29 protein-coding genes are annotated in these 25409 nt (G+C 32.9%); 11 read left to right on the top strand and 18 right to left on the bottom strand.

The features are described from left to right. Positions 1–360 precede the first annotated feature (360 nt). From ISP08_RS09145 to ISP08_RS09155, 3 genes are all read right to left on the bottom strand, one after another. Complete coding sequence (locus ISP08_RS09145) at positions 361–1494, bottom strand: NADH-dependent flavin oxidoreductase (RefSeq protein ID WP_195718417.1); 1134 nt, start codon at positions 1492–1494, stop codon at positions 361–363. Between the two features lie 178 nt (positions 1495–1672). Beyond that, on the bottom strand, positions 1673–2053 hold the full coding sequence (gene ygs, locus ISP08_RS09150; RefSeq protein ID WP_048792682.1) for a S1 domain-containing post-transcriptional regulator Ygs: 381 nt from the start codon (positions 2051–2053) through the stop codon (positions 1673–1675). A gap of 216 nt (positions 2054–2269) precedes the next feature. Then, a complete protein-coding gene (locus ISP08_RS09155; protein WP_048792681.1) occupies positions 2270–2866 on the bottom strand; it encodes a peptidylprolyl isomerase in 597 nt (198 codons plus the stop codon). 66 nt (positions 2867–2932) lie between these two features. Here ISP08_RS09155 and kapB point away from each other — a divergent pair, with 66 nt between their 5' ends. The 9 genes from kapB (at position 2933) to ISP08_RS09200 (ending at position 10475) form a co-directional block, all read left to right on the top strand. Continuing rightward, positions 2933–3313 carry a sporulation phosphorelay system protein KapB gene (gene kapB, locus ISP08_RS09160; protein WP_195718418.1) on the top strand — a complete coding sequence of 127 codons (381 nt, stop codon included), beginning with the start codon at positions 2933–2935 and terminating at the stop codon, positions 3311–3313. A 126-nt stretch (positions 3314–3439) separates the two neighbouring features. Continuing rightward, positions 3440–5857, top strand: coding sequence for a Na+/H+ antiporter subunit A (locus ISP08_RS09165; RefSeq protein ID WP_195718419.1), 2418 nt, complete (start codon positions 3440–3442; stop codon positions 5855–5857). Continuing rightward, entirely contained in the window at positions 5838–6266 is a 429-nt protein-coding gene (locus ISP08_RS09170; RefSeq protein WP_048792678.1) for a Na(+)/H(+) antiporter subunit B, read from the top strand. The genes ISP08_RS09165 and ISP08_RS09170 overlap by 20 nt, the downstream gene beginning before the upstream one ends. Further along, complete coding sequence (gene mnhC1 / locus ISP08_RS09175; protein WP_048792677.1) at positions 6266–6613, top strand: Na+/H+ antiporter Mnh1 subunit C; 348 nt, start codon at positions 6266–6268, stop codon at positions 6611–6613. The genes ISP08_RS09170 and mnhC1 overlap by 1 nt, the downstream gene beginning before the upstream one ends. Beyond that, a complete protein-coding gene (locus ISP08_RS09180; protein WP_195718420.1) occupies positions 6600–8096 on the top strand; it encodes a Na+/H+ antiporter subunit D in 1497 nt (498 codons plus the stop codon). The genes mnhC1 and ISP08_RS09180 overlap by 14 nt, the downstream gene beginning before the upstream one ends. 1 nt (position 8097) lies before the next feature. Further along, positions 8098–8580, top strand: a complete 483-nt coding sequence (locus tag ISP08_RS09185; RefSeq protein WP_048792675.1) for a Na+/H+ antiporter subunit E — start codon at positions 8098–8100, stop codon at positions 8578–8580. Beyond that, entirely contained in the window at positions 8577–8870 is a 294-nt protein-coding gene (locus tag ISP08_RS09190; protein ID WP_048792674.1) for a Na(+)/H(+) antiporter subunit F1, read from the top strand. Before ISP08_RS09185 ends, ISP08_RS09190 begins: the two co-directional genes overlap by 4 nt. After that, entirely contained in the window at positions 8848–9204 is a 357-nt protein-coding gene (locus tag ISP08_RS09195; RefSeq protein WP_048792673.1) for a Na+/H+ antiporter subunit G1, read from the top strand. Before ISP08_RS09190 ends, ISP08_RS09195 begins: the two co-directional genes overlap by 23 nt. A gap of 125 nt (positions 9205–9329) precedes the next feature. After that, positions 9330–10475 (top strand): FAD/NAD(P)-binding protein, encoded by a 1146-nt coding sequence (locus ISP08_RS09200; RefSeq protein ID WP_195718421.1) that lies wholly within the window; start codon positions 9330–9332, stop codon positions 10473–10475. A 91-nt stretch (positions 10476–10566) separates the two neighbouring features. Here the strand turns inward: ISP08_RS09200 and ISP08_RS09205 are convergent, their stop codons facing one another. The 6 genes from ISP08_RS09205 to ISP08_RS09230 form a co-directional block, all read right to left on the bottom strand. Further along, positions 10567–10944 (bottom strand): PaaI family thioesterase, encoded by a 378-nt coding sequence (locus ISP08_RS09205; RefSeq protein ID WP_195718422.1) that lies wholly within the window; start codon positions 10942–10944, stop codon positions 10567–10569. Between the two features lie 30 nt (positions 10945–10974). Beyond that, positions 10975–12291, bottom strand: a complete 1317-nt coding sequence (locus tag ISP08_RS09210) for a Na+/H+ antiporter family protein (protein WP_195718423.1) — start codon at positions 12289–12291, stop codon at positions 10975–10977. 220 nt (positions 12292–12511) lie between these two features. Continuing rightward, a complete protein-coding gene (locus tag ISP08_RS09215; RefSeq protein WP_195718424.1) occupies positions 12512–13990 on the bottom strand; it encodes a M17 family metallopeptidase in 1479 nt (492 codons plus the stop codon). 109 nt (positions 13991–14099) lie between these two features. Beyond that, a complete protein-coding gene (locus ISP08_RS09220; protein WP_048792668.1) occupies positions 14100–15308 on the bottom strand; it encodes an NAD(P)/FAD-dependent oxidoreductase in 1209 nt (402 codons plus the stop codon). Between the two features lie 291 nt (positions 15309–15599). Beyond that, entirely contained in the window at positions 15600–15959 is a 360-nt protein-coding gene (locus ISP08_RS09225) for a HesB/IscA family protein (protein ID WP_195718425.1), read from the bottom strand. 12 nt (positions 15960–15971) lie between these two features. After that, positions 15972–16208, bottom strand: coding sequence for a YuzB family protein (locus ISP08_RS09230; RefSeq protein WP_048792666.1), 237 nt, complete (start codon positions 16206–16208; stop codon positions 15972–15974). A gap of 446 nt (positions 16209–16654) precedes the next feature. Here ISP08_RS09230 and ISP08_RS09235 point away from each other — a divergent pair, with 446 nt between their 5' ends. Beyond that, positions 16655–17719, top strand: a complete 1065-nt coding sequence (locus ISP08_RS09235; protein WP_048792665.1) for an NAD(P)/FAD-dependent oxidoreductase — start codon at positions 16655–16657, stop codon at positions 17717–17719. A gap of 31 nt (positions 17720–17750) precedes the next feature. On the opposite strand, the gene ISP08_RS09240 is transcribed toward ISP08_RS09235, so the two are convergent. Beyond that, the gene (locus ISP08_RS09240) at positions 17751–18071 is read right to left on the bottom strand and encodes a YuzD family protein (RefSeq protein WP_048792664.1); all 321 of its coding nucleotides are present in this window, start codon (positions 18069–18071) and stop codon (positions 17751–17753) included. A 105-nt stretch (positions 18072–18176) separates the two neighbouring features. Here ISP08_RS09240 and ISP08_RS09245 point away from each other — a divergent pair, with 105 nt between their 5' ends. Beyond that, complete coding sequence (locus tag ISP08_RS09245; RefSeq protein WP_042739763.1) at positions 18177–18419, top strand: NifU family protein; 243 nt, start codon at positions 18177–18179, stop codon at positions 18417–18419. A 28-nt stretch (positions 18420–18447) separates the two neighbouring features. Here the strand turns inward: ISP08_RS09245 and dltD are convergent, their stop codons facing one another. The 8 genes from dltD to ISP08_RS09285 all read right to left on the bottom strand — a co-directional run bounded on the left by dltD (position 18448) and on the right by ISP08_RS09285 (position 25367). Then, positions 18448–19626, bottom strand: a complete 1179-nt coding sequence (gene dltD, locus ISP08_RS09250; protein WP_195718426.1) for a D-alanyl-lipoteichoic acid biosynthesis protein DltD — start codon at positions 19624–19626, stop codon at positions 18448–18450. Next, entirely contained in the window at positions 19623–19859 is a 237-nt protein-coding gene (dltC, locus tag ISP08_RS09255; RefSeq protein WP_195718427.1) for a D-alanine--poly(phosphoribitol) ligase subunit 2, read from the bottom strand. Before dltC ends, dltD begins: the two co-directional genes overlap by 4 nt. Positions 19860–19876: 17 nt before the next feature. Next, positions 19877–21091: a D-alanyl-lipoteichoic acid biosynthesis protein DltB gene (gene dltB / locus ISP08_RS09260; protein ID WP_195718428.1), complete on the bottom strand. Its 1215-nt coding sequence runs from the start codon at positions 21089–21091 to the stop codon at positions 19877–19879. Next, positions 21088–22551 (bottom strand): D-alanine--poly(phosphoribitol) ligase subunit DltA, encoded by a 1464-nt coding sequence (gene dltA, locus ISP08_RS09265; protein ID WP_195718429.1) that lies wholly within the window; start codon positions 22549–22551, stop codon positions 21088–21090. The genes dltB and dltA overlap by 4 nt, the downstream gene beginning before the upstream one ends. A 14-nt stretch (positions 22552–22565) precedes the next feature. Continuing rightward, positions 22566–22712, bottom strand: coding sequence for a teichoic acid D-Ala incorporation-associated protein DltX (locus ISP08_RS09270; protein ID WP_080985239.1), 147 nt, complete (start codon positions 22710–22712; stop codon positions 22566–22568). 465 nt (positions 22713–23177) lie between these two features. After that, positions 23178–24140 carry a 2-hydroxyacid dehydrogenase gene (locus ISP08_RS09275; protein WP_195718430.1) on the bottom strand — a complete coding sequence of 321 codons (963 nt, stop codon included), beginning with the start codon at positions 24138–24140 and terminating at the stop codon, positions 23178–23180. A 10-nt stretch (positions 24141–24150) separates the two neighbouring features. Beyond that, positions 24151–24930 carry a TIGR01457 family HAD-type hydrolase gene (locus ISP08_RS09280; RefSeq protein ID WP_048792658.1) on the bottom strand — a complete coding sequence of 260 codons (780 nt, stop codon included), beginning with the start codon at positions 24928–24930 and terminating at the stop codon, positions 24151–24153. A 5-nt stretch (positions 24931–24935) separates the two neighbouring features. After that, complete coding sequence (locus ISP08_RS09285) at positions 24936–25367, bottom strand: DUF86 domain-containing protein (RefSeq protein ID WP_195718431.1); 432 nt, start codon at positions 25365–25367, stop codon at positions 24936–24938. Between the last annotated feature and the right edge of the window lie 42 nt (positions 25368–25409).

The raw sequence follows: 25409 nt of genomic DNA on the forward strand, positions 1-25409 counted from the left end.
TTTGACACAGTCAAACCTTATTTTTATTCAAAAGTGAAGTTAATAAAATTTTTATTACTCAGTGAATTTCATTTCAGTTTGTTATATATAACACAAGCTATATTTTGGAACTTCAACCAAGTTGTTCTATCAATGAATGATTGAGCTACAATAGAAAATGGCACTAGAAAATTAAAACCATTATTATAATTAATAACGTGACATGGGTAAGGATAGATTATTATGCATGAGAGACTAATAACTCGTATCATATTATTAAAAAGTTTACTTAAATAAAAAAACAACTTATTTCAAGCTGAATAATTCAGTGAAATAAGTTGTTTTACTTTTAAGGTTACTGCTTTATATCATATTCGATATTTATTGTTCGTCTTTTCTTGGTAAAGGATAAAATCCGATATTAAATTGCTCCCATAGTTTTGGTGGTAGTTCATGCTTATCAGTTCTTTCCGGATCAAAGTATGACACAATTTCATTCTCTTTGCCGTTTTCAATTTTACTAATAAATTGATAGTCTAATAAAATCTCTCTACCTAAAGCAATTAACTCAATATTACCTGATTGAATAGCTTCTAATGCTTGTTCTGCCGTGAAAATAGAACCGATACCTATTAATGGCATACGTCCATCTATCCATTGATGTAATAATTTAATTCTTTCCTCACCTGCATATTTACCCTCACGTGTCTCAGAATGAACATCCATTAATGAAACATGTAAATAATCTAGCGGTTTTTCTATAAGTGTTTTAACTAATGATTCAGTAATTTCCATACTGATTCCAGGTGATTCTGCTTCTTCAGGTGAAAATCTATATCCAACGATAAATGAATCATCTGCATATTGTTCTTTTGCTTTTAACACTTCCTCAACAACTGCAGTTGGGAATTTTAATTTATCAGTTCCCCATTCATCCGTTCTTCTATTGTAATAAGGTGATACGAATTGATGAATAAGGTAATGGTTTGCGCCATGTATTTCTACACCATCAAAACCGGCTTCGGCTACTCTTCTTGTTGCTTCGCCAAATGCTTTGATTGTTTCCTGAATTTCATCTTCCGTTATTTCGCGTGCATCATGCTCTTCTTGTTGTCCAAAACTTTTAAGTGAAATAGGTGTTGGTGCGGCTACGTCTCCACCAGGTGTTAAGTTTGGTAATGCTTGCGCTCCACCGTGATGAATTTGAACGACTGCTTTAGCACCGTTTTTCTTCATTACATGTGCTAACTTTTTCAAACCTTCTAAATCCGTATCGTGTGCAACTGAAGGTTGACCTGGGAATGCTTTACCTAAATCAGTCACATTACTTGCTGCTGAAATAGCTAAACCAACATCTTGCGAACGTTGTTCCATGTAATTAATTTCGTCTTCTGATGCCGTACCGTCATCATTTGATGATACGTGTGTCAACGGTGCTAAGACAAATTTATTTTTTAAAACTGTGTTATTAGGCAAAGTTACACTTTCAAATAAAGGGGTAAATCTTTCATTCATATTACTATTCCTCCTTAATGATTCCATTACTATAGCACGCTAAAAATAACGTTACTACTTAACTGCTTATTCATAATAACCTATAAATACATCGAGGTTAAATTATATGCTTGCGCATGCATATTGAAATTTAAAAAAACTAACACTCTTAAATAAAGTGTTAGTTCTCCCAAGACTCTTAATCTTGTTTCATCTCGTCTTTTGACTGTTTTATCCAAACCGGTAAGCGTTCTTTAATTGTTTGAAACCCATATTTCTCAGTTTCTTTGATTTCATCCAACACTGATTGCTTTTCCTTTTTACGCTCATAATTTTTGAAATAATCATTATCTTTTAACGACAAATTCAATTTGCCTTCATTATCTATAGAAATAACTTTAGCTCTAACAACTTGCCCTTCTGATAAAAATTTCTTTAAATTATGCACATAATCATCCATGATTTCTGATATATGGATCAAGCCTTCAGTATTATCAGGGGTTTCAACAAATGCGCCATACGGTTGAATACCAGTCACACGTACTTTAATGTGTTGACCAATTTTATAATGATGATTCAACTTGATAACCCCTTATATCGTTATAATTAACAATCTAATAATAGCATAAATAATAATAAGGGACTAATGTTAAGTGAAAAAAACCACTTCAATTGGTAAAAAATAGTATGACTTATAAATAATTTGAAATAAAAAAAGCCAAAAACGAATTGTTTTCGGCTAATGATGTGATGAAACATATTATATTTATATTTTTAAAGATGCTTGAACTTTATTTTATTTATCTTCAACCTCAATTGAATCGATAGTAATATCGTGTAACGGTTTGTCTTGAGGTCCTACTTTAGTACTCGCGATATCTTCTAAAGTAGTTTCACCTTCAATTAATTGGCCAAATACTGTGTGTTTTTGATCTAACCAAGGTGTGCCACCTTTTTCAGCATATCTATCCACGATAGGTTGTGGCCAACCACCATCTGCTAATTGACTTAACATTGATTCAGGTACTTCATTCATTTGTACTATGAAAAATTGTGAACCATTTGTGTTAGGTCCTGAGTTCGCCATAGATAATGCGCCGTAAATATTGAAAGCTTCTAAAGAAAATTCATCTTCAAATGGTTTACCATAAATACTTTCGCCACCCATGCCTGTAGCTGTAGGGTCTCCACCTTGTACCATAAAGTCATTAATTACACGGTGGAATGTAATGCCATCGTAGTAACCATTTTTAGCGTGAGTAACAAAATTTTCTACCGTTTTAGGTGCTACATCAGGTAATAATTTGAATGTCATATCACCTTTATTTGTATGCATCACTAATTTAATTTCATTGTCTTTTACTTCATTATCTAACTGAGGGTAGTTTGTCATTTTAATTCTCCATTTCATGTTAATATGATAATAGTATTCTAACATAAATGAAAGGAAGTATTGAATATGTTATACCGTTTTGCACATAAAACTGGCGTATACGGCGTTAGTATCGTAGAAGAACAAAATAATCAAATTTTAGTACAAATCGAACAAGTGATTAAACACCCTAAACAAGGTGATTTACATAATCCTAAAGCTACAGAAAATGTCTTTTTCCATGAACGTAAAGCATTAAGCCAATTTGAAAAACGCTATACTTCTCAATCACAATTGAAAGCATTTAATGAAGACCCTCTTCCTTACGTCGAATCATTACAACTTGCAATTACTAAATTAGAGGAACGTTTGCAAGAAAAACAAGATGAACATGCACGTCGTTCACTAGAAAATTTACAAAATTTAAAAGAGGATTATGCCATTCAATATAAAGAAAAATTTAACTAAAAATACTCTCTTTCTTCTTATTTAATAGAACACTGAAATCCTTTATATATAAGCGATTGACGTTTTTCAGAACAGTATTAATCATGTATAATGTTGTTATATACTTTTTTAAAGGAGGAATATTTAATGAGCTTGTTGCATATAGCGGTTTTGTTACCGTTAATATTTGCCCTCATTATTCCTTTTGTGTATCGACTTCATAAGCGGATTCATTTAGGCTGGTTCGTATTACCAATACCATTAGTCTTATTTATTTATTTCATCTCATACATAAAAACAACAATGTCAGGTGATGCCGTTTTACTAAAAGCAAGCTGGATGCCAAAGTTTGGTATGAATTATGATCTTTATATAGATGGTCTAAGTTTATTATTTAGTTTGCTTATTACTGGTATAGGTACCTTAGTCGTACTTTATTCAATCAGTTATTTAAGTCGAAAAGAACAATTGGGAAATTTTTACTGTTATCTATTATTATTTATGGGCGCAATGCTAGGCGTTGTCTTATCAGACAATATCATCGTTCTATATTTATTTTGGGAATTAACGTCATTCTCTAGCTTTTTACTTATCTCGTTTTGGCGTGATAATTCAGCGTCTATATATGGGGCACAAAAGTCTATGCTCGTTACGGTTTTAGGCGGGCTATGTTTGTTAGGTGGTTTGATTTTATTATCAACAGCCACAAACACGACAAGCATTCACGAAATGATAGCAAATGCAGACAATATTCAGACTAGTCCATATTTTATTTTGTCAATGGTGCTAGTTTTAATTGGTGCTATGACAAAATCTGCTCAATTCCCATTCTACATATGGTTACCTGATGCAATGGAAGCACCAACACCTGTAAGTGCCTATCTACATTCGGCAACTATGGTTAAGGCAGGTTTATACTTAGTCGCACGCATGACTCCTATTTTCGCAGTTTCTCAAGGTTGGGTTTGGGCAGTGACGATTATAGGACTTGTCACACTTTTCTGGGCTTCATTAAATGCCACTAAACAACAAGATTTAAAAGGTATTCTCGCCTTTTCTACAGTGTCACAACTAGGCATGATAATGTCGATGTTAGGTATAGGCGCTGTTAGTTATCATTTCGAAGGTTCTGATAGTCAAATTTATAGCGCGGCATTTACTGCAGCTATATTCCATTTAATCAATCATGCTACCTTTAAAGGTGCACTCTTTATGATTACTGGTGCTGTAGACCATAGTACTGGAACACGAGACGTTAAAAAGCTTGGTGGCCTAGTGACTATTATGCCAATTTCATTCACTATTACTTTAATTACAGCTTTAAGCATGGCAGGTATTCCACCTTTCAATGGCTTCTTATCTAAAGAATCATTTTTAGAAAGTGTTATTGAAATTACACACGTTAATTTATACAACTTAAATTCTATAGGTATATTATTGCCAATAATCGCTATTATCGGTAGCATTTTCACATTTGTATATGCTGTAAGATTTATCGGCCAAATTTTCTTAGGCAGTTATAATGAAGACAAATTACCGAAAAAGGCACATGAATCATCACTATTAATGCTAATATCTCCTATTATCTTGGCTTTATTAGTTATAGTATTTGGCTTTTTCCCTAATTTAATTACTGGTTCAATTATAGATCCAGCAGTAAATTCAATAAGTAAAACTGTAAGTAAACCAGCAGAATTTCACTTCTTCCATGGATTCACACCAGCATTTTTCTCTACACTCTTAATATATGTGTTGGGTATTTTACTTATTTTCACGTTTAGCTATTGGGTACGTTTACTACAATTACAACCTAATAAATTAACAATCAACTACTGGTATAACAATAGTGGTAAATCGGTTCAATTATACTCTAGTAAATTGACAGATACTTATGTTACAGGATTCACACGTAATAACTTAGTTATTATTTTCCTAACTTTAATTGTTATGTCAGCTATTGTATTACTTGTTTCACCTGTTTCAGTTAATTTTAAAGATGTAAGTAATATTAGAGTGTTTGAAGTCGTTATCGTGGTATTAATTTGTGTAGCTGCAACAATGATGGTCTTAGCGCATTCTAGATTATTCAGTATTTTAATGGCTAGTGCTATTGGATACGCTGTGGCAGTATTCTTTATTTATTTTGGTGCGCCAGACTTAGCGTTAACTCAATTCGTAGTAGAAACAATTTCGACAGCATTGTTCTTATTATGTTTCTATCATTTACCAAATTTAAATCGTTATAACGAATCTAAAAGCTTTAAAACAGTCAATGTTTTAATATCCATTGGTGCAGGTTTAGTAGTAACTATTATTGGTTTAATTGCTTATGGTAATAGACATTTCGCATCTATTGCTAATTATTATAAAGCACACGTGCATGACCTAGCACACGGAAAAAACATGGTAAACGTCATACTTGTTGACTTCCGTGGTACCGATACTTTATTCGAATCTTCCGTATTGGGTATAGCAGGTTTAGGTGTCTATACAATGATTAAATTACGTTCTAAGAAAAATACGAGTATTAAAGGAGGTAATAATAATGAACAGACAGAAAAATAATTTAATTTTTCAATATTCTGCTATTGTTATCTTCTTTTTAATCGTCATGTTCGGCCTTTCACTGTTTCTAGCAGGACATTACACACCCGGAGGTGGCTTCGTAGGTGGCTTACTTCTTTCAAGTGCACTTGTGATTATTGCAGTCGCATTTGACATTAAAACAATGCGTAAAATCTTCCCTTGGGATTTTAAGATTTTAATTGGCATTGGCCTATTATTTTGTGTAGCTACACCTATGGCTAGTTGGTTTTATGACAAAAACTTCTTTACTCATAAACCATTTGAAATACCACTTATCGTTTTAAAGCCAATGCATTTACACACGGCTACGTTTTTTGATCTAGGTGTTATGTTTGCAGTAATTGGTACAGTTATGACTATTATATTATCGATTGGGGAGAATGAATAATGGAAATCTTGATGATATTTGTTTGTGGCTTTCTCACTGCAATGAGTGTCTATCTCATTCTCTCTAAAAGTTTAATCCGTATCATTTTAGGGACAACGCTACAAACACATACAGCAAATTTATTTTTAATAACTATGGGTGGCTTAAAACAAGGTGACGTTCCCATCTATGAAAAGGGCATCTCTCAATATGTTGATCCTATCCCACAAGCCCTCATCTTAACAGCAATAGTAATTTCATTTTCTGTTACAGCATTCTTCTTAGTTCTTGCATTTAGAAGTTATAAAGAACTGGGCACAGATAACGTCGAACAGATGAGAGGAGTGCTTGAAAGTGATAGCGAGTAACTTACTTATGTCAGCACTGGTAATCCCATTATTAACAAGTATATTGTTAGTTTTTCTTGGTAAACGCCCTATTATCAAACGTTACATTGCCCTAGGAGGCACGTTGATTACCTTGTGCTTTAGTTTAATTAATTTGTATCACGTCTATAAAGATGGTCCAATTAAACTTGAACTTGGTTCTTGGAAAGCACCATATAGTATAGTCTTTGTTTTAGATTTATTCAGTGGTTTACTTATTGTTACAAGCTTAATTATTACAGCTTTAATCATCTTATATTCATATAAAACAGTAGGTATTGAACGCGAAAGATTTTATTATTACTTTGCAATCATGTTTATGATTACAGGTGTAAATGGCGCGTTTATGACTGGAGATATTTTTAACTTATTCGTATTCTTTGAAGTCTTTTTAATATCTTCATACATCTTATTAGTGATTGGTGGCACACAAATACAATTAAGTGAAACGATTAAATATGTACTCATCAATGTAACTTCTTCAGCCTTTTTCGTTATTGCTGTCGGTATGCTTTACTCAGTTGTTGGTACATTAAACTTAGCAGATATAAGCGATAAACTTAGCCAATTATCACCACAAGATAGTAACGTAGTAACTATTATATTCGTTGTATTTATCTTTGTTTTCGCTACTAAAGCTGGCGTATTCCCAATGTACATTTGGTTACCAGGTGCTTATTATGCGCCACCAACTGCGATTATCGCTTTCTTTGGTGCGTTGCTAACAAAAGTTGGCGTTTACGCAATCGCTAGAACAATCAGTTTATTTTTCCGTGACACGTCTTCACTACCCTACTACCTATTATTATTCTTAGCTATTTTAACGATAATATTCGGTTGTTTAGGTGCCATTAGTTACAGTGATATGAAGAAAATCATCCTTTATAATATTATGATTGCTATTGGCGTTATCTTAGTCGGTGTTGCGATGATGAACCAAACAGGTATGATGGGTGCGATTTACTATACACTTCACGATATGTTAATAAAAGCAGGCCTGTTTTTCCTCATTGGTGTCATATATAAAATTACTGGTTCTTATGATTTGAAACACTTTAGCGGGCTTATTAAACATTATCCCGTTTTAGGTTGGACATTCTTTATAGCGGCATTAAGTTTGGCTGGCATACCCCCATTTAGTGGTTTCTATGGTAAATATTATATTGTGGAAGCAACTTTCCAAAAAGGTTTTTATTTAAGTGGTATTGTCGTCTTACTTTCAAGTTTAGTCGTATTATATTCAGTCGTGCGTATTTTCTTAAAAGGATTTTTCGGCACATCTTCTGGGTATGAGTATAATCCAAAATTACAATATCGCAGTGCATTAACGATTTCCGTTGTAACCATTGTGCTAACAATCATTTTTGGTTTATCAGCAGACGTTTTACAACCAATGATTAAAGATGCAGCATTAACTTTTTATGACCCAAGCGAATATGTATCTAACGTGTTAGGAGGTAAATAATATGGCCATTCAAATATTAGTAAACTTAATATTAGCCATTCTATGGTTCTTCTTAACAGGTAGTTATACCTTTAATAATTTTATTTTAGGTTATATATTTGGGCTTATTCTCGTAATACTGGTACGTAGTATTTTCCCTGGCAGGCTGTACATCGTAACGCTATATAAAATCGTTAAATTGTTAATCGTGTTCTTTATAGAACTTATCAAAGCCAATCTTGATGTTATCAAAATTGTAACAAAGCGAAAGATTACGAATGAACCCGCATTTTTCACTTATAACACTGATTTAAAAACAGATTGGCAAATCGTACTCTTATCAACACTAATCACTTTAACTCCGGGGACTATTGTCTTAGGCATAAGTGATGATCGCACAAAGATTTTCGTCCACAGTATTGATTTCAGTACTACAGAAGAAGAAACCGAAGGCATAAAATCATCACTTGAAAAAGTGGTAAGAGAGGTAGGCGAAACGACATGAATTATTCAATCATTATAATTATCGCGCTTGTTATTGTGTCGTTATCAATGTTAGCAATGCTTATTCGTGTAATTAAAGGTCCTTCTCTCGCTGATAGAGTCGTCGCATTAGATGCTATGGGTATTCAATTAATGGCTATCATCGCATTATTCAGTATTTTTCTAGGTACAACTTATATGATAGTAGCTATTTTATTAATAGGTATTATTGCCTTTTTAGGGACGGCAGTATTCGCCAAATATATGGATAAAGGAAAGGTGATTGAAAATGACAACGACGATAATCATTAGTATTTCCCTTATTCTCGTAATCTTAGGCGCATTAATCAGTGCCCTAGCAGCCATTGGTATATTACGCTTAGAAGATGTATACTCAAGAGCTCATGCAGCCGGCAAGGCAGCAACGTTAGGGTCCATTTTACTATTAGCTGGTGTGTTTTTATTCTTTATCGGTAAAGAAGGCTTTGCAAATATGCAGTTAATTATAGGTATCCTATTCATATTAATTACTGGTCCTTTATCCAGTCATTTAATTATTAAAGCAGCATATAATTTAGAAACACCATCTTCTAAACGACTCAAACAAGATGACATATCAGAAACTTTAAAAGATAAGAAAATATAAATATATAAACGTCCAAAATACTTGGTAACTTAACTAAGTCATTTTGGACGTTTTTTTATTGCTTTTTTTGATATTATTCGTTAATATAAATCGTAATAATTCCTATTTAAGTAAGGAGCGTATTTATGAAGCAATGGACTATTATTGGAGGCGGCATTCATGCAGTTACTATCGCCCTCAAATTAAGATCAATGGGTCTAGAACAAAGTCAACTAACGATAATTGACCCACATGATAATTTATGTGAACAATTTGCCGAACGTACTAGTAAAATTAGCATGCCTTTCTTACGTTCACCCTGTGTACATCATGTACATCCAGATCCTTTTCATTTAAAGCAATTTGCCAAAATAAACCACTACACCAATTGTACTTTAGGAAAATATCAACGACCTCAAACAAATATGTTTATGGATCATATACATATGCTCATACACCAATTTAATTTAAATCTCTGTCATATATCAGCTTCTGCAATCGATATTTCACGTATTGGTAACCATTGGTCAATATTATTAAGTAATGATAATAGTATAAAAACCGACCATGTTGTGATTGCATTTGGTAGTTATCACGATAAAAATATACCTCCACTGTTTCAACAACAACCTGACGTACAACATATATTTCATGACAATACTATCAATTTCAAAGGTAGTTCTCATGTTGTCGGTAGTGGTATTTCAGCCGCTCATCTCGTTAATAAACTACTCAATCAAGATGAACGTACCGTCCACTTATGGCTAAATAAAAATCTCACAATTCATGATTTTGATGCAGATCCAGGCTGGTTAGGACCTAAAAATATGACTTACTTTGAATCTATTACTGATTCTCATAAACGCTTATCACTTCTTAATAAAGAACGTCATAAAGGCTCTATGCCAAGAGAATTATATTTAAAATTAAAACATTATCAAGAACAAGGACGATTGATTATGCATCATGATAAAATCAGAGATGTAAGACACCATCACATTATTACAGATGCTAAAAAAATATATTATGATCGTATCATATTAGCCACAGGATTTAGTAATAGCATATATCAACTGCCCCTTATAAAAAAATTAATTTTAAATTATCATGCTCCAATGGCTAAATGTGGGTTACCACAATTAACAGACGAATTAGCTTGGTTACCCAATTTGTATGTTAGTGGTGCATTAGCTGATTTAAAATTAGGGCCTTTTGCGCGTAATATTGCCGGCGGTAGAGAAGCAGCTAAACGCATAGCGAACGCATTTAATGCTAAATCCTATGCTAGTTAAACATATTAATATTAAAAAAGCTGAACAATTATGATTCAATTGTTCAGCCTTTTTATAATACAAGTTATACATACTTACTATATTAATTTTATTAGTTTTTACGTTCTTTGATTGCCATTGTACCTCTCATGATACAAATTAATCTGTCCGTATCGTCTTTAATTTCGATATTCCAAACTTGCGTCGTTTTACCTTCATGAATAATTGTTGCGGTAGCATAGATTGTACCTTCTACTGTAGAACCGATGTGATTGGCATTCATTTCTAAACCTAAAGGTATATAATGATCAGTGTCTATAATATAAGCCGCTCCCATTGAACATGCAGTTTCTCCTAAAGCAAGGCTTGCACCTCCATGTAAATAACCAAATGGTTGTTTCACTTTATCGGTTACTGGCATAGAAATGACCATTAATCCATGTTCTTGCTTTTCAATCTTCATCTCTAAAGCATCTAACATCGTACTCATAACGCAACACCCCTTCTATCAACTTATTAATTATAATATCATAGCCGCTATTGTACCGAAAATGATTAAAGGTACGTTATAGAATATAAAGTTAGGCACACAAGTATCACGTACATGATCATGTTGGCCATCGACATTTAAACCGGCTGTTGGTCCTAAAGTAGAGTCACTTGCAGGCGAACCTGAATCACCAAGTGCACTCGCTGTACCAATTAATGCAATGAGTGCCATTGTACTTAAACCTAAAGATTCTCCTAAAGGAATAAATAAAGTTGCGATAATTGGTATAGTTGCAAATGAAGAACCAATACCTAACGTTACGATTAAACCAATAATATACATTAAAATAATGCTAAATAGTTTGTTACCGCTAGTAATATCACTTAAACTCTGTACTAATTGGCTAATATCACCTGTCTTATTCATAACTCCGGCAAAACCATTAGCTGTTAAAATAACGACACCTATGTAGGCCATAATTTGAATACCGTCGACAAATTTTTGATCTAAATCTTTCCAGTTATAAACTCCTGAAATAAAGAATATTAAGACACCTGCTAAGGCACCGAATATCATGGAATCTGTTAGCGTTTGAACTGTAAATGTCGCTAAAATAGCAATGATTGTAATAACGATCACATAAGGTTTTAAAGTTACTTCTGCCATTTCACTTTCATCTTTATGATCGATATATTTTCTTGGCTTACGATAATAAATTAGACCAGCAATTAAACCTACAATATATCCCATTGAAGGTATAATCATAGCTTTCCAAATCATACTCATTTCTATCGGATGATGTGCTTTCGTAAACCCTTTTAAAATAATTTGGTGGAAAATTTGACCAAATCCAAATGGAAGTAACACGTATGGGAAACATAGCCCAAATCCTATTATCAAACCAATTTGACGTCTATCTATATTTAATTCATTAAATAAACTAATTAATGGTGGTATAACGATTGGAATAAATGCAATGTGTACTGGTATTACGTTTTGACTCATAATACTTAACACTAATAATGCAATCATAATAATTACTTTAACTTTAACACGTGACATTTTTGAATTTTCGGCACGTATTGCTTTAATAATCTTTAATACGAGGTAATCCGTGATACCACTATAAGATATTAAAGCGGCAAAACCTCCTAATAAAGCATAACTCAGTGCAACTTCTGCACCATCTACTATATTTTTACCGAATACCATCACAATGTCTGTGACACTCATTCCGGCTATTAAGCCACCTACTAGCGCACTAATGAATAAACTAATAACTACATTTAATCTACACAGGCATAGAATAATCATTACTACGACAGCTATTACGACTGCATTAAACACAATTCAAAACCCCTTTACCACATTATCGAACTAAAGTATCATGAAATTTATACTATCAATCTGTATTACCTTTGTCAACAAAATTAAAACAAATTATAGTTATAAAAAAAGTTGAACTCATATCTTTACGACTTAACACGTTAATCATAATCATTGATTAATTTAACTTTTATTATCTATACGTGTATAAGTTAGATATCGTTCAACTTATTATTTTGTATTATAAAGTTCTTAACCACTGAACAATCGTAGGGATCATATAACCAGTAGGACCTTTAGGACCATTGTATGAAGCTTTATTAGTTGTAGCTGGTCCTGCAATATCAAAATGTAAATGAGGTGTATCACCAGCAAAATGGCTAATAAATGTTGCCGCAAACAATGCTTTACCATGTCCATTTGTATGGTTTACTAAATCAGCGACATCTGTTTGTCGTATTAAACGTTGCTCTGTTGATGTCATTGGTAATTCAAACACCATTTCATCCGCTTCATTAGCATGCTCTAAAATTGTTGCTAACGGGGCTTTATCATTATTTTTAAAGACGGCTGCTTTATCTTCACCTAATGCTGCTACTGCTGCACCTGTTAAAGTAGCAAAATCTAATATAACTTGTGGTTTAAACTGATTTGCATAAAAGACCGCATCACCTAGAACAAGTCTTCCTTCTGCATCAGTATTTAACACTTCAACTGTTTCTCCACTTAACGCCGTGAAAACATCGTCTGGTTTCATTGCTTCACCATTTATCATATTTTCTGAAGCTACGATAACACCAACAATATTAATTTTTAATTTAAGTAAACGTGCTGCTTCAATCATACCGATTACATTTGCCGAACCACACATATCATATTTCATTGTCTGCATACCTAATTTTGGTTTAATTGAATAACCACCAGAATCGTATGTGATGCCTTTACCTACTAATGCAATAGGCGCCTCATCATTTGCCGCCCCATTATAAGTAAGTGTAAATACGCGTGCAGGATTACTAGACCCTTTACTTACTGCATGCACTAATCCAAAACCTTCATTTTGTAATTGCGCTTCGTTTTTAACATCCAAGTGTACTTCAGTATCGTTAAAATGTTCGGATAATAGTTCTTCATAATAACTAGGCGTCAATATATTTGGCGGCATGTTACTATAATCTCTTGCTATATTTATCGCCTGTCCTATCGCTTGACCTTGTTGTACTGATTCTATGATGCGTTGGTTTTCACTATGTAAATTAATAACTAATTCATACGGTGATTTTTTAGTCGTTTTATAATTATCAAATTCATAAATTGAACGGAAACTTTGTTGTCCTAATAATTCTGCTATTCTCTTTGCTGGCAACGTTTTTGCTTCAAAGCTGTCAAATAACAATGATGCTACTGTCACATTTTCAGCTTTTAAAAATTGAAATAGATTGCCAAATACTGTTGCAATATCAGCAGACGTTAATTGTTTTAAATTAGCTAATCCAATTGTTACAAGTCTATATTTCTTATCATTAATTTGTAGTTGTGTTTGATATATTTTACCTACTTGACTCCCAATGATGTGATCATGTTTCAACTGTGATAATTCATCGGTAATGTCTACACCATCTACCTCAATAGATTGCGTCAATTGATTTAAATGTCCTGCCACACCAACGATGAGTGTTTGTTCAATCTCCATGTCCTTTGTGTTAAATCGAATATTCATTATTATCAGTCCCTTTTAATTAAAATAAAAAGCCTATCTTAATCAGATAGGCTTTTTCTCACACAGCATATCCTAACTAGATACCACTGTCGTATTATTAATTTTGCAATTAAAATTTACCTTTTTTGAATGCAAGACCGATACCGCCTAATTTGAATACCGCACGTGTATCGATAACTTTCTTCATGAAAGCAGCTTTTTTACCAGTAATATCTCTACCATAGACAATACCGACACCGTCATTAGAACCTAATGAACATACTGTACCTCTGTCTACGTAAGTAAATTCTTGTGTTGGTTGGCCTTCAAGAATTTGTTTGATATTTTTAGCAACGTGTTCACCTTGTTGCATAGCAATTTGAGCAGTTGTTGGTAATGGACGTTCTTCACCAGCAGGAATAAATGCTGCACAGTCACCAATTACGAAGATATCGTCATGGCCAGCGATAGTTAAGTCTTGTTCGTTTACAATTCTACCACGTTTAACGCCGTCAAATGATTCTTCCATTAATTGACTACCACGTACACCAGCTGCCCATACAGCTGTATTTGCTTCTAATTGTTGTTCTTGATCGTTAACTTTAACAACGAAACCTTTTTCGTTACAAGCTACGATTGGTGTTGCAATTTTGAACTCAACACCTTTATTTTCAAGGTAGTTAACAGCATGGTTAACAAGGTCGTCTGAGAACATAGGTAACATTTTAGGTGCAGCTTCTACACAAGTAATTTTTACTTTGCTTTGTTCAACACCATATTTATTACATAATTCAGGAATACGGTCTGTTAATTCACCTAAGAATTCAATTCCAGTGAAACCAGCGCCACCAACTAAAATAGCTAAATCACGGTCATCTTTTTCTTTAGATGCTGCGTAATTTGCAAATTTGTCTTCAATATGACGAGCTAAACGACGAGAAGTTAATACGTTTTCGATTTGGAAAGCGTGATCTTTCATACCTTTGATACCAAAAGTTTCACTTTCGAAACCTAAACCTACAACTAAAATATCGAAATCAAAAATACCAGCGTCAGTTTCTACTTTTTTAGCATTACGGTCAATTTTAGTTACTTCTGCTTTTACAAAGTTCACTTTATCTTCGTTAATAACGCTCTTAACTGGATAAAGTAAGTCTTCATAGCTAATTGTACCAGCTGAAGCTTCATGTAACCAAGTCGCTTCATAGTGGTAATCATTTTTATTGATTAATGTAATTTCCGCTTCGTCAGCTGAAATTTGTTTTTGCAATTTAGTAACAGTTTGTAAGCCAGCATAACCAGCACCTAAAACTAGAACTTTTTTACGATTTTGTGCCATTTTATTCACCTAAGCTTTCATAATTTTTTCTTGCAACCGTCTTTAGTAAGACCTGGTTAGAGTAATTCAACTCATTAAAGACAATCTTTCATCCATTATTAATTTTATATTTTTTAAGGTATATTTTCAAGCACTTACATATATATTGTTTATTTTTTCACAAATCAAATTTTTAAAAAAGTTGGAACAGCTACACGCTAATGGTCAACTTAGTCTCAAACTATAACAACTTTAATGTTATTCATTGGACTTGTAACCATTACAACGTGATAGTGTCCCAACTTAATTTAATTAGCAATCTTCTGGTGAGCCTGCGACTTTAGCAGTTCTAAATGAACTACCACAACCACATGATGCTATCGCATTAGGGTTATCAATTTGGAAACCGCCACCCATTAATGATTGTTTAAAATCAACTGTCGTTCCTTCTAATACTGCTTTATCATCTTTATCAACTAATACTTTTAAACCGTAAAATTCAAATACTTCATCGTTGTCACCTTTTGTTTCTTCCGCTGACATACCGTAAGTTAAGCCAGTGCATCCGCCACCGTTAACTTTAATCTTTAGATAACCGTCTGACATATCATTTTGTTTAAGCATGTCTTTTACTTCATAAGCTGCTGCTTCAGTCAAATTTATAACTGCCATAATGTTTCCCTCCTAAAAAATCCATGTTTCTTCTATGTGAGCATATATTTTTTGTAATAAATCGTCTGGTGATTCACCTTCAACGATATCACCATTTACTAATGCATACAAGGTACTTGAACATAATCCACAGTTTTGAAGACACCCATATTCTAGAACATCTACACCCGGATCATTATCAAGTTGGTTATATACATAATCTCCACCTTTCGCCATGTTCGAAATGCAGAATTCTACTATTGGATTCATAATACACCTTCTTATTAATAATCAGTTATAACATTATAACAACTTTCACTACGAATGACTATGTTCTTGCTTTGTTTCATATCATTAAATATTCAAGCTAACATATTTAGGGCTAAATATTAATAATTTTTCTGATTTAAATGGATATTTATCAACTTTTTTGAGTCAATAATCATCGTTTTTGTAACGATTTTGCTTACTATAATAATTTAATTTCTGTCTAAAATGTGTCTAAGTTATTTGTAGAACATTTAAAAAAGGCATATAATAAAGAAGAGTTATTTATTTTGAAAAATGAGATGGTGACTAACACCTATTTATTTTTCACCTTAACAAGTAGATTGAAACTTATAGGCGTTAATGTATTTTATTCAAACGGGCTGAACTTGAGTACTATGTCTTTTGTTGAAATCTGTAAACATATTTATTATTAGAGGGGTATCAAAATGAAGAATTTAGTTTTATTAGGCGGCGGCTACGGCAACATGCGTATTATGTCTCATATTTTGCCAAATGCTTTACCAGATAATTATTCACTTACGTTAATCGATCGTATGCCATATCATAGTTTGAAACCTGAATTTTATGAACTGGCAGCTGGTACAAAATCTGATAAAGAAGTGCGTATGAACTTCCCAAATTCTGAACGAGTTAATATCGTTTACGGGGAAATCAACGACATTAATTTAGAGGAGCAAATCGTTACTGCTGGACAAACAAAAGTTGATTATGACGAATTGGTTATTGGCTTAGGCTGTGAAGATAAATATCACAATGTTCCTGGCGCAGAAGAATATACGCATAGTATTCAAACATTATCTAAATCTCGTGAAACGTTCCATCATATTAGCGAACTACCAAACGGTGCTAAAGTTGGTATCGTTGGCGCAGGTCTTAGTGGTATCGAATTAGCAAGTGAATTACGCGAAAGTCGTGAAGATTTAGACATTTATTTATATGATCGTGGTGAACGCATCTTATCTCGTTTCCCAGAAAAGTTAAGTAATTATATAGAAAAATGGTTTAAGAAAAACAATGTTAATGTCGTGCCAAATTCAGATATTAATAAAGTTGAACCTGGTCGTATTTATAACTGTGACGTGCCAGAAGACTTGGATTTAATCGTTTGGACAGCTGGTATTCAACCAGTCGAAATCGTAAGAAATTTACCTATCGATATAAGTAAAAGTGGTCGTGTTATTTTAAACCAATATCACCAAGTACCAACTTATCCTAACGTTTATGTAGTTGGCGATTGTGCTGAGCTACCTCACGCTCCAAGTGCACAATTGGCAGAATTCCAAGGTGACCAGATTGCTGATGTCATGAAATTACAATGGCAAGACAAACAATTACCTGAAAAAATGCCTGAAATCAAAATACAAGGCTTTCTAGGTTCATTAGGAGATAAAAAAGGATTTGCATATATTATGGACAGAACTGTAACTGGCCGTTTAGCTTCCATTTTAAAATCCGGTGTACTTTGGATGTATAAATATCATAATGGATAATAAAAAAGACTGCTCACTCAAGAGCAGTCTTTTATTGTTCTTCAACTTGATTTACAAATCGTGTTATATCTTTTAATTGAATATAACCGTCAGCCACGTATTCATCATTCATTGTTATAAGTGGATAAAACAATTCATCTTCTTGAATTTGTTCGATAAAATGTTGGTCATGATCTGATAAATTATCATCATCTTTTTCTATATCAATATATGTGTATTCAAATTGAATGTTTGGGTATTTTCTAGCTAATAATGGTTTTAACCACTCATACGTGTTTTTAGAAGTTGGTGCGTTGACACAACTCGCACAAACATTTTCCGCCCCATACACGACGACACTCACCTTGTTCAAGTTAAATCCCCCTTTAGTTTCAATCATAGATTTTTCTTTCATTTTCTATTATAATAAATAAATGAGTACAAGTTGAAATTTTTTTACTTGAAAGGAGGCATATGTATGCCAACTGAGAACGCAACTATGTTTGATCAAGTAGCTGAAGTCATAGAGAGATTACGTCCATTCCTACTACGTGACGGAGGAGATTGTTCCCTAGTAGATGTAGAGGATGGGATTGTGAAATTACAATTACACGGTGCATGTGGTACTTGTCCAAGTTCTACTATTACTTTAAAAGCTGGTATTGAACGTGCTTTACACGAAGAAGTACCAGGTGTTATCGAAGTAGAACAAGTATTCTAACCGACATTAAATATATTAAGAGCGCTCATTATGCTGAGCGCTCTTTTTTAATATTTTGTGGTTTTTCATGCATATGATGATTGATGCGTTGGTTAATATAAACCCAGCCTTTCCAACCAATATGAACGGCATCACTAATTACAAATGGTTCGTAATCTTTGTCTGTCATATCATATAATTTTCCATCACGTGATGTGACAGTGTGATTAATTTTTTTATAGACACCTTGTCGACGCTCTGAGTCTATACCAATATGATCGTACCATTTACCATTAGCTGGAATGCTAATGTATTGTACGTCTGCGCCAGCCGCACGCATTGTATCTACTAGTAGTGCTAAATCCGTAAATTCTGGAGAGTTTTTATTAAATTCATAATTTCTATTTATTTTTCTTTTACGCGCTTTAATTAAATCCCAATATTTATCTCTAATACCAAATTTATTAGATTTAGTATGTTCTCCACCATATACTTCTGCATCTTTCCTCATAGCCTTCCACGATTCGTAATTATCGTTAAGAGGTTTAACGTGTTCGAGTGGTGATGACGCTAACGGATAAGCTGATTTAATTGCTTCTATTTTAAGTAGTTGGTTTTCTTTGAACGGAGCAACATATGAATGACTGATATTATCTGGATTTTTAGCTACTTGTCTTAAAAATGATTTGTTTTGGACATTTTTAAAATGTAATAGCCTTTTAGCATAACGTTGTTTAAGTTCTGGACTTAAGTGAGGTTGTTCAAACAATTTATCTATTTGTGTTTGAGAAATCCTAGCGTTAAAATTATTGTTTGTTAATCCACGGTTTGTAAACCATTGTGGCGAGATAATAAAAGCTAATTTCTTACCTTTTAAATTATTATATTGAGATGCTAGTCCAACTGCATTTATTAAATCAGTTGAACCACCAGTACCTATTAGATATGGTTTTTGCGCAACGTGTTTATGCTTATGCATTACAATTCCAGGATTAAACGGATCATCTTTACCAAGTTCACTCGATCCATAGATAGGATAATAATGATTCGATTCGAATAATTTATTTTGAATGAGCGTTCCTTTTAACACTTGTTCATTCAGTGACAATCTTTGATCGGCTACTGCCTTATTTGAGATTAACCCCGTAAACCAACTCGCTGGTAATAATAGGAAAACCCCGAATAATGCTAAGCTAACCATTATAGGAATGTAAGGTTTTAACTTCATTTTTGTTGTTCAAGTACTGCAATAATTTTATTTGGCGTCGCCCATTCGTTTCTGTCGAAATCCATAATAGAAACTTCAATATCTAATTTATTTTGAATCTCTAATAAGAGTTCTACAGTTTTAAACGAATCAATAATACCTTCTTCAAAAATTTCTATATCTGGTTGCTCTTTCACGATGTTATTTTCTGACACATCGGCTAATAAATCTAAAACTTGTTCTCTAAATTCCATATAAATTCCTCCTAAAATTAAAACAGCTTACCTGAAAAGATAAGAAAACCAAAAGTTACAAAGTGGAACGTTATTACAATACTCAATGCTTGAGTAAATTTATTTTGCCATTTAGGCGGATGCTGTTTTTTCCAACGTTCGTAATATCCATAACCTATAAACATAAGACCATGATATAAACCGTAAGCAATATAATGTACTTCTAAACCATGCCAGACGCCCATAATAAAGAAATTAATAAAAAATGCGATATTCGACATTAAGAGTTGGCTTTTAAACATTCTTTTTTTGGACATATAGAATAGTGAACGCATATAAATACAGTCTCTAAACCAAAATGACAATGTCATATGCCATCTATTCCAAAAATCTTTAATATTCTTTGCTTTAAACGGTTGATTAAAGTTTTCAGGTGTTTTCACCCCATATAAATAACTAAAGGCAATTGCAAACAAACTATAACCTGCAAAATCAAAAAACAAATACATACTATAGGCATACATATACAGCCATTTACCTGTAAACGTAGTTAATTCTAGTGTTAGTGGCGCAATAGCAAATTTTTGAATTAAATAAGCGATAATATATTTGTATAAAAAACCCATCATAATATAATGTACCGCTTTAATTAGTAAGTCATTATATTCTCCGCCAGTTGGGACTTTTTTATCGTCTTTGACAAAACGTTTATATCTATCTATAGGACCAGACGAAATAGTCGGAAAGAATGAAATAAACTGGATGAGTTTCCAAAATTTCACTTCTTTAATCGAACCATCTCGTATTTCCATAAGTAATTGCACACTTTTAAAAGTGACGTAGGAAATACCTAAAAAGCCAATAAATGAAACGACTTTACTTTCATGTAATATGACTTGGTAATGTCCTAACCATGAGCTCTGAATAATTTTCACTAATACTAAAGGTAATATAGATAAAATGATAACTACTACAAATTTTGCAAATGAATTACGCCTAGCCTTTGATTTCCAATAAGTCATAATGATACATATTTGCCATATAATATAGATAATAAAACTAACAAGCTGCGTACTAATATAGCTAATGCCAAATAGATTATGTTTATGTGAAGAGAATATAATTACAACCATAATGACAGTAGACAAACCATTATAAATGTAACTTCTCTTACCCATAAGTCCCAATATAATTACTGGTAGTAATACGATAAGCGCTATTAAGAAAAAGGTGAAAGTTCCATAAGGTATCATGTTGTTGTAACCTCAGCAATTTTCTTTCTATCTACTTTACCGTTCACTGTCATTGGCATTTGATCAATGACTTTGAATTTGCTTGGAATCATATATACCGGCACATATTGTTTCAATTGCTCTTTAATTTCATGAGACAACGCATTAATATCAAAATTTTGTGATGTCTCTTGCGTTAATGTAACAACACCAATAATTTTTGATACTTTGTCTTTGTTATAAACTGGTACTACAATAGCTTCTCGTATTTTATCCATATGTCTTAATTGAAATTCTATTTCTTCTAATTCGATACGATAACCGTTCAATTTGATTTGATAATCGATACGCCCTTGGATAAACCATAGACCATCTTTTTGAACTGCTTTGTCACCTGTATAGTAACTTCTACTATGCTCATTATCCTGAAAGACTTTTTTACTTCTATCTTCATCTTTAAAATAACCAGCACTAACACAGTTCCCCGTAATGACTAATTCACCTTCTTCTGTTACATCCAAAGTTGTCCCATTTTTCGGAACGCCCACTGGAAGTGGATTATATTTATCGATGATATCTTTAGTGATCTGAATACTAGTTATCGCTACAGTTGCTTCTGTTGGACCATAAGTATTATAAATTGTTGCGTGTGGGAATTTATTATTCAATATCGTTGCCGTTTTATGTGCAAATATTTCTCCGCAGAAATAAAATTGCTTCAGTTGTGAATATTTTTGTTCATCGAAATGTGGCAATAATAAACACATTTCTAAAAATGAAGGCGTTGAAACCCATACGTTAATATCATTTCTTTCAAGCAATTCATTTAACAGTTTAGGTTTATTAATCATATTTTTATCAACTAAATTCAATGTTCCAGCAGATAATAAGCATGGATAAATGGCCATAACTGATAAATCGAAAGAAAATGGCGCTTGATTTAACCATTGTTGGTGTTCACCTGTTTGGTTTAACTCAACCACCCAGTCTGCAAATTCATTTAAACTACTGTATTTAATTTGCACGCCTTTAGGTTCGCCTGTTGAACCACTAGTAAAGATTATGTAAGCAATGTCCTCACTCTCAATATAGGCTTCATAGTGTTCAACAGTAGGCATATGATGTAAAGAAGTTGGAAAAATTTCATCACTACTTGCTAAAGAGAGTGACTCCGAAGTCGTATTGAAAATATATTGTGGTTCTACTTTATTAATAATCGATGCGATTCTATCTTCAGGCAATGACGTATCCACAGGTACATAGCCACATCCTGCTTTCATACTTGCTAACATTCCTACAACCATGAACGGCGACATATGTCCATATAATAGCAGTGGTTTGCTAGCATCTTCTATAGTCTTTGCTAATGTGTTAGAAAATAGTTCTAGTTCTTTATAAGTTAAAATTTCATCATTATATTTGATAGCTGCTTGATCAGGGTAAAATGATGCGTGTTGTTCAAATGTTGTTAAGATATCCATCTCTCTGCTCCTTATTAAAATTCATTATAAATGAAATTATTGTGGGTATCGCCCGACCCATATATCAAATATAAAGCGATTAATATTATAAAATACAATACGGTTAGCCCTACTGTCTTCACAGCACTATATTGCATGAATTTAAGTTTAATTTTTGACATAGTCCACCTCATAATAAAATCAATGATTAATTCTCACAACTTAAATGATGAAAATTTAAAATCGTTGTCCATCATAACTCTTTACAAATTCATTATACAATTTTTCTTATACGTTTACAATTGTATAAATAATTTACATTATTGCTAGGACGTATATTTACTGCTGCGACAACAAAATAAATTGCGCAATGTTTTTAATTTCGATATTTTGTTAATATAATTATAAAACCGTTTCCAAACAATTATTTTAAAGGCTTTTACATTCAGTTTATATAATCATATACTTAATTTACTTGCCTCCATTTAATTTTTTCTTTTTATAGTTTAGTTATACAAAATTTTGCGATAAAAAAACTCGGTCTCAGGTTGTAAAGTTTTTGTAAACTTTGTAAAATATTGTCACATAATAAAAAGCAGCTCAACTTTGTCGGTTGAGCTGCTTTATCTAATATTTTATTTTGTTGGTTATCCTTTAACCGGTGTTAAAGGTGCTTGTCCTGCTAATACTAACTTAATATTATCCACGCATAGTTGAATCATTCGATCTCTAGTTACGATAGACGCACTACCAATATGTGGTACTATGACAGCATTTTTCATATTTAATAAAGGATTCTTCATATCAATAGGTTCTTCCCTTAAGACGTCTAGTCCACAGGCCCATATTTGTCCTTCATTTAATGCATCAATAAGTGCTTCTTCATCTACGACTGCACCTCTACCAATATTAATAAATATTGCTTCTTTTTTCATTTTAGCAAAGGCTTGTTTATCAAATTTATCTTTTGTATCTTCGGTAAGTGGTGCTGTACATATAATAAAATCACTGTTTTTTAATAATGTATCAAATGATACATATAATGCACCTAATTCTTCTTCAGCATCAATATGTCTTGAACGATTATGATACATTATATTAGCTTCAAAACCTTTGAGCCTACGCGCTACAGCTTTACCAATATCACCCATGCCAAAAATACCAACTTTGGCTCTATATAGATCTTTTCCTGCTAATAAATATGGGCTCCAACTTTGCCATTGACCTTCTTGTACATAGCGTTCCGCTTCAACGATTCGACGTGCCACACTTAACGTTAATGACACCCCTAATTCGGCTGTAGTCTCAGTTAACACATCTGGCGTATTCGTAACAACAATATTATGATCGTGAGCCAATTGTACATCTATGTTATCAAAACCAACCGCCATATTTGCTATAATTTTCAAATTTGGTGCAGCATTTAAAGCTTCGTCATCAATTTGCTCTGATAAAGTTATGAAACATGCCGTCGCTTCTGATAAAGCATTTAAAAATTTATCCCTTGGCATTGGCGTATACGCATCGTCCCAAAGTTCAACTGTACCAATTGCTTCTAATTGCTCAATAAATTTATCCGGTACTTTTCTTGTTACAATAATTTTACCCATCCCAATCGACCTACCCTTCTAATTCTTTTATAACTTCGTTTAAATCCTTAAATGAGTACGTTGGTGGTTCTTCTTTTTGTTGAATTTCTTCTAATGTTGTTACCCCTGTTTGTACGTGAATCGTATCAATATTTACATTAATACCTGACAAAATATCCGTATCATATAAATCGCCAACCATTGCCACTTCCTCTTTAGGAAGATTTAGTACAGACAATGCCATATTCATTATTACAGGTTCAGGTTTTCCAATAAACACGGGTTCTTGCCCTGTCGAAACTGATACTACACTTGTTAACGCACCGTTCCCAGGCATAAAACCGCGTTCTTTAGGTATAGAAACGTCTTTATTTGTTGAAATAAATTTAGCTCCATTGCGTACCCCTAATGTCGCAATGCCTAATTTTTCATATGTGATAGCCTCATCAAGACCAATGACAACATAATCTACAAATTCATCATCTTTAAGCTGCAAGCCTCTATTGTTTAATGCAGTTTTTAAACCATTACCACCAATCATATAAACTGTTGCGTCTTGTTGTTCGTTAGCAATGTAATCCGCCGTAGCTACTGCTGAAGTAATAATGTCATCAGCTGTTGCTTTTACGCCTAATCTATTAAGCCTTTCTGCCACTTCAACAGGTTCTTTTGATGAATTGTTTGTTACGAATAAATAAGGAATACTGTGTTTACTTAGGTAATCTATAAATTCGACTGCACCATCTATAACGTCATCACCTTTATACATCGTGCCATCCAAATCTAGTAAATACGCGCTATACTGCTTCATTTAATTTATTCTCCTTTATCTCCAAATGCTGTTACTGGTACGTTTTCACTTTTTAAAAAGTTTATTACTTCTGCAATAAACTGTTGATAATAAGGAATTGCTTGATCAAATAATGGCATTAAATTATTATCTTCAAGTTGATCATAAAAATGAACAAATTGCTTTCTTACATCAATCGTTTGGTTAATTTGTTCTTGTGTTTCAGCTGAAATGACTTTTTCTAAAGCCAAAATATCAATAACATCTTTGTAATTACCTGGATCTCTTAAAATAAATCCATCAATAATCATGTTACCAATATCTACAGATGCTTCAATTAGCATTTGAGCAATACGTTCAAATGCATATGTATTGCCTTTATTGTCCTCATAATCCTCGGTTAATTGCTGAATATAATTTAATTTTGTATCTAACTGTTCTTTATTTACAAAGTACATAACCGTCACCTCTCGATACTTTAATAATATCACAATTTTGAA

The organism is Staphylococcus lloydii (assembly GCF_015775975.1).
GTDB classification, from domain to species: domain Bacteria; phylum Bacillota; class Bacilli; order Staphylococcales; family Staphylococcaceae; genus Staphylococcus; species Staphylococcus lloydii.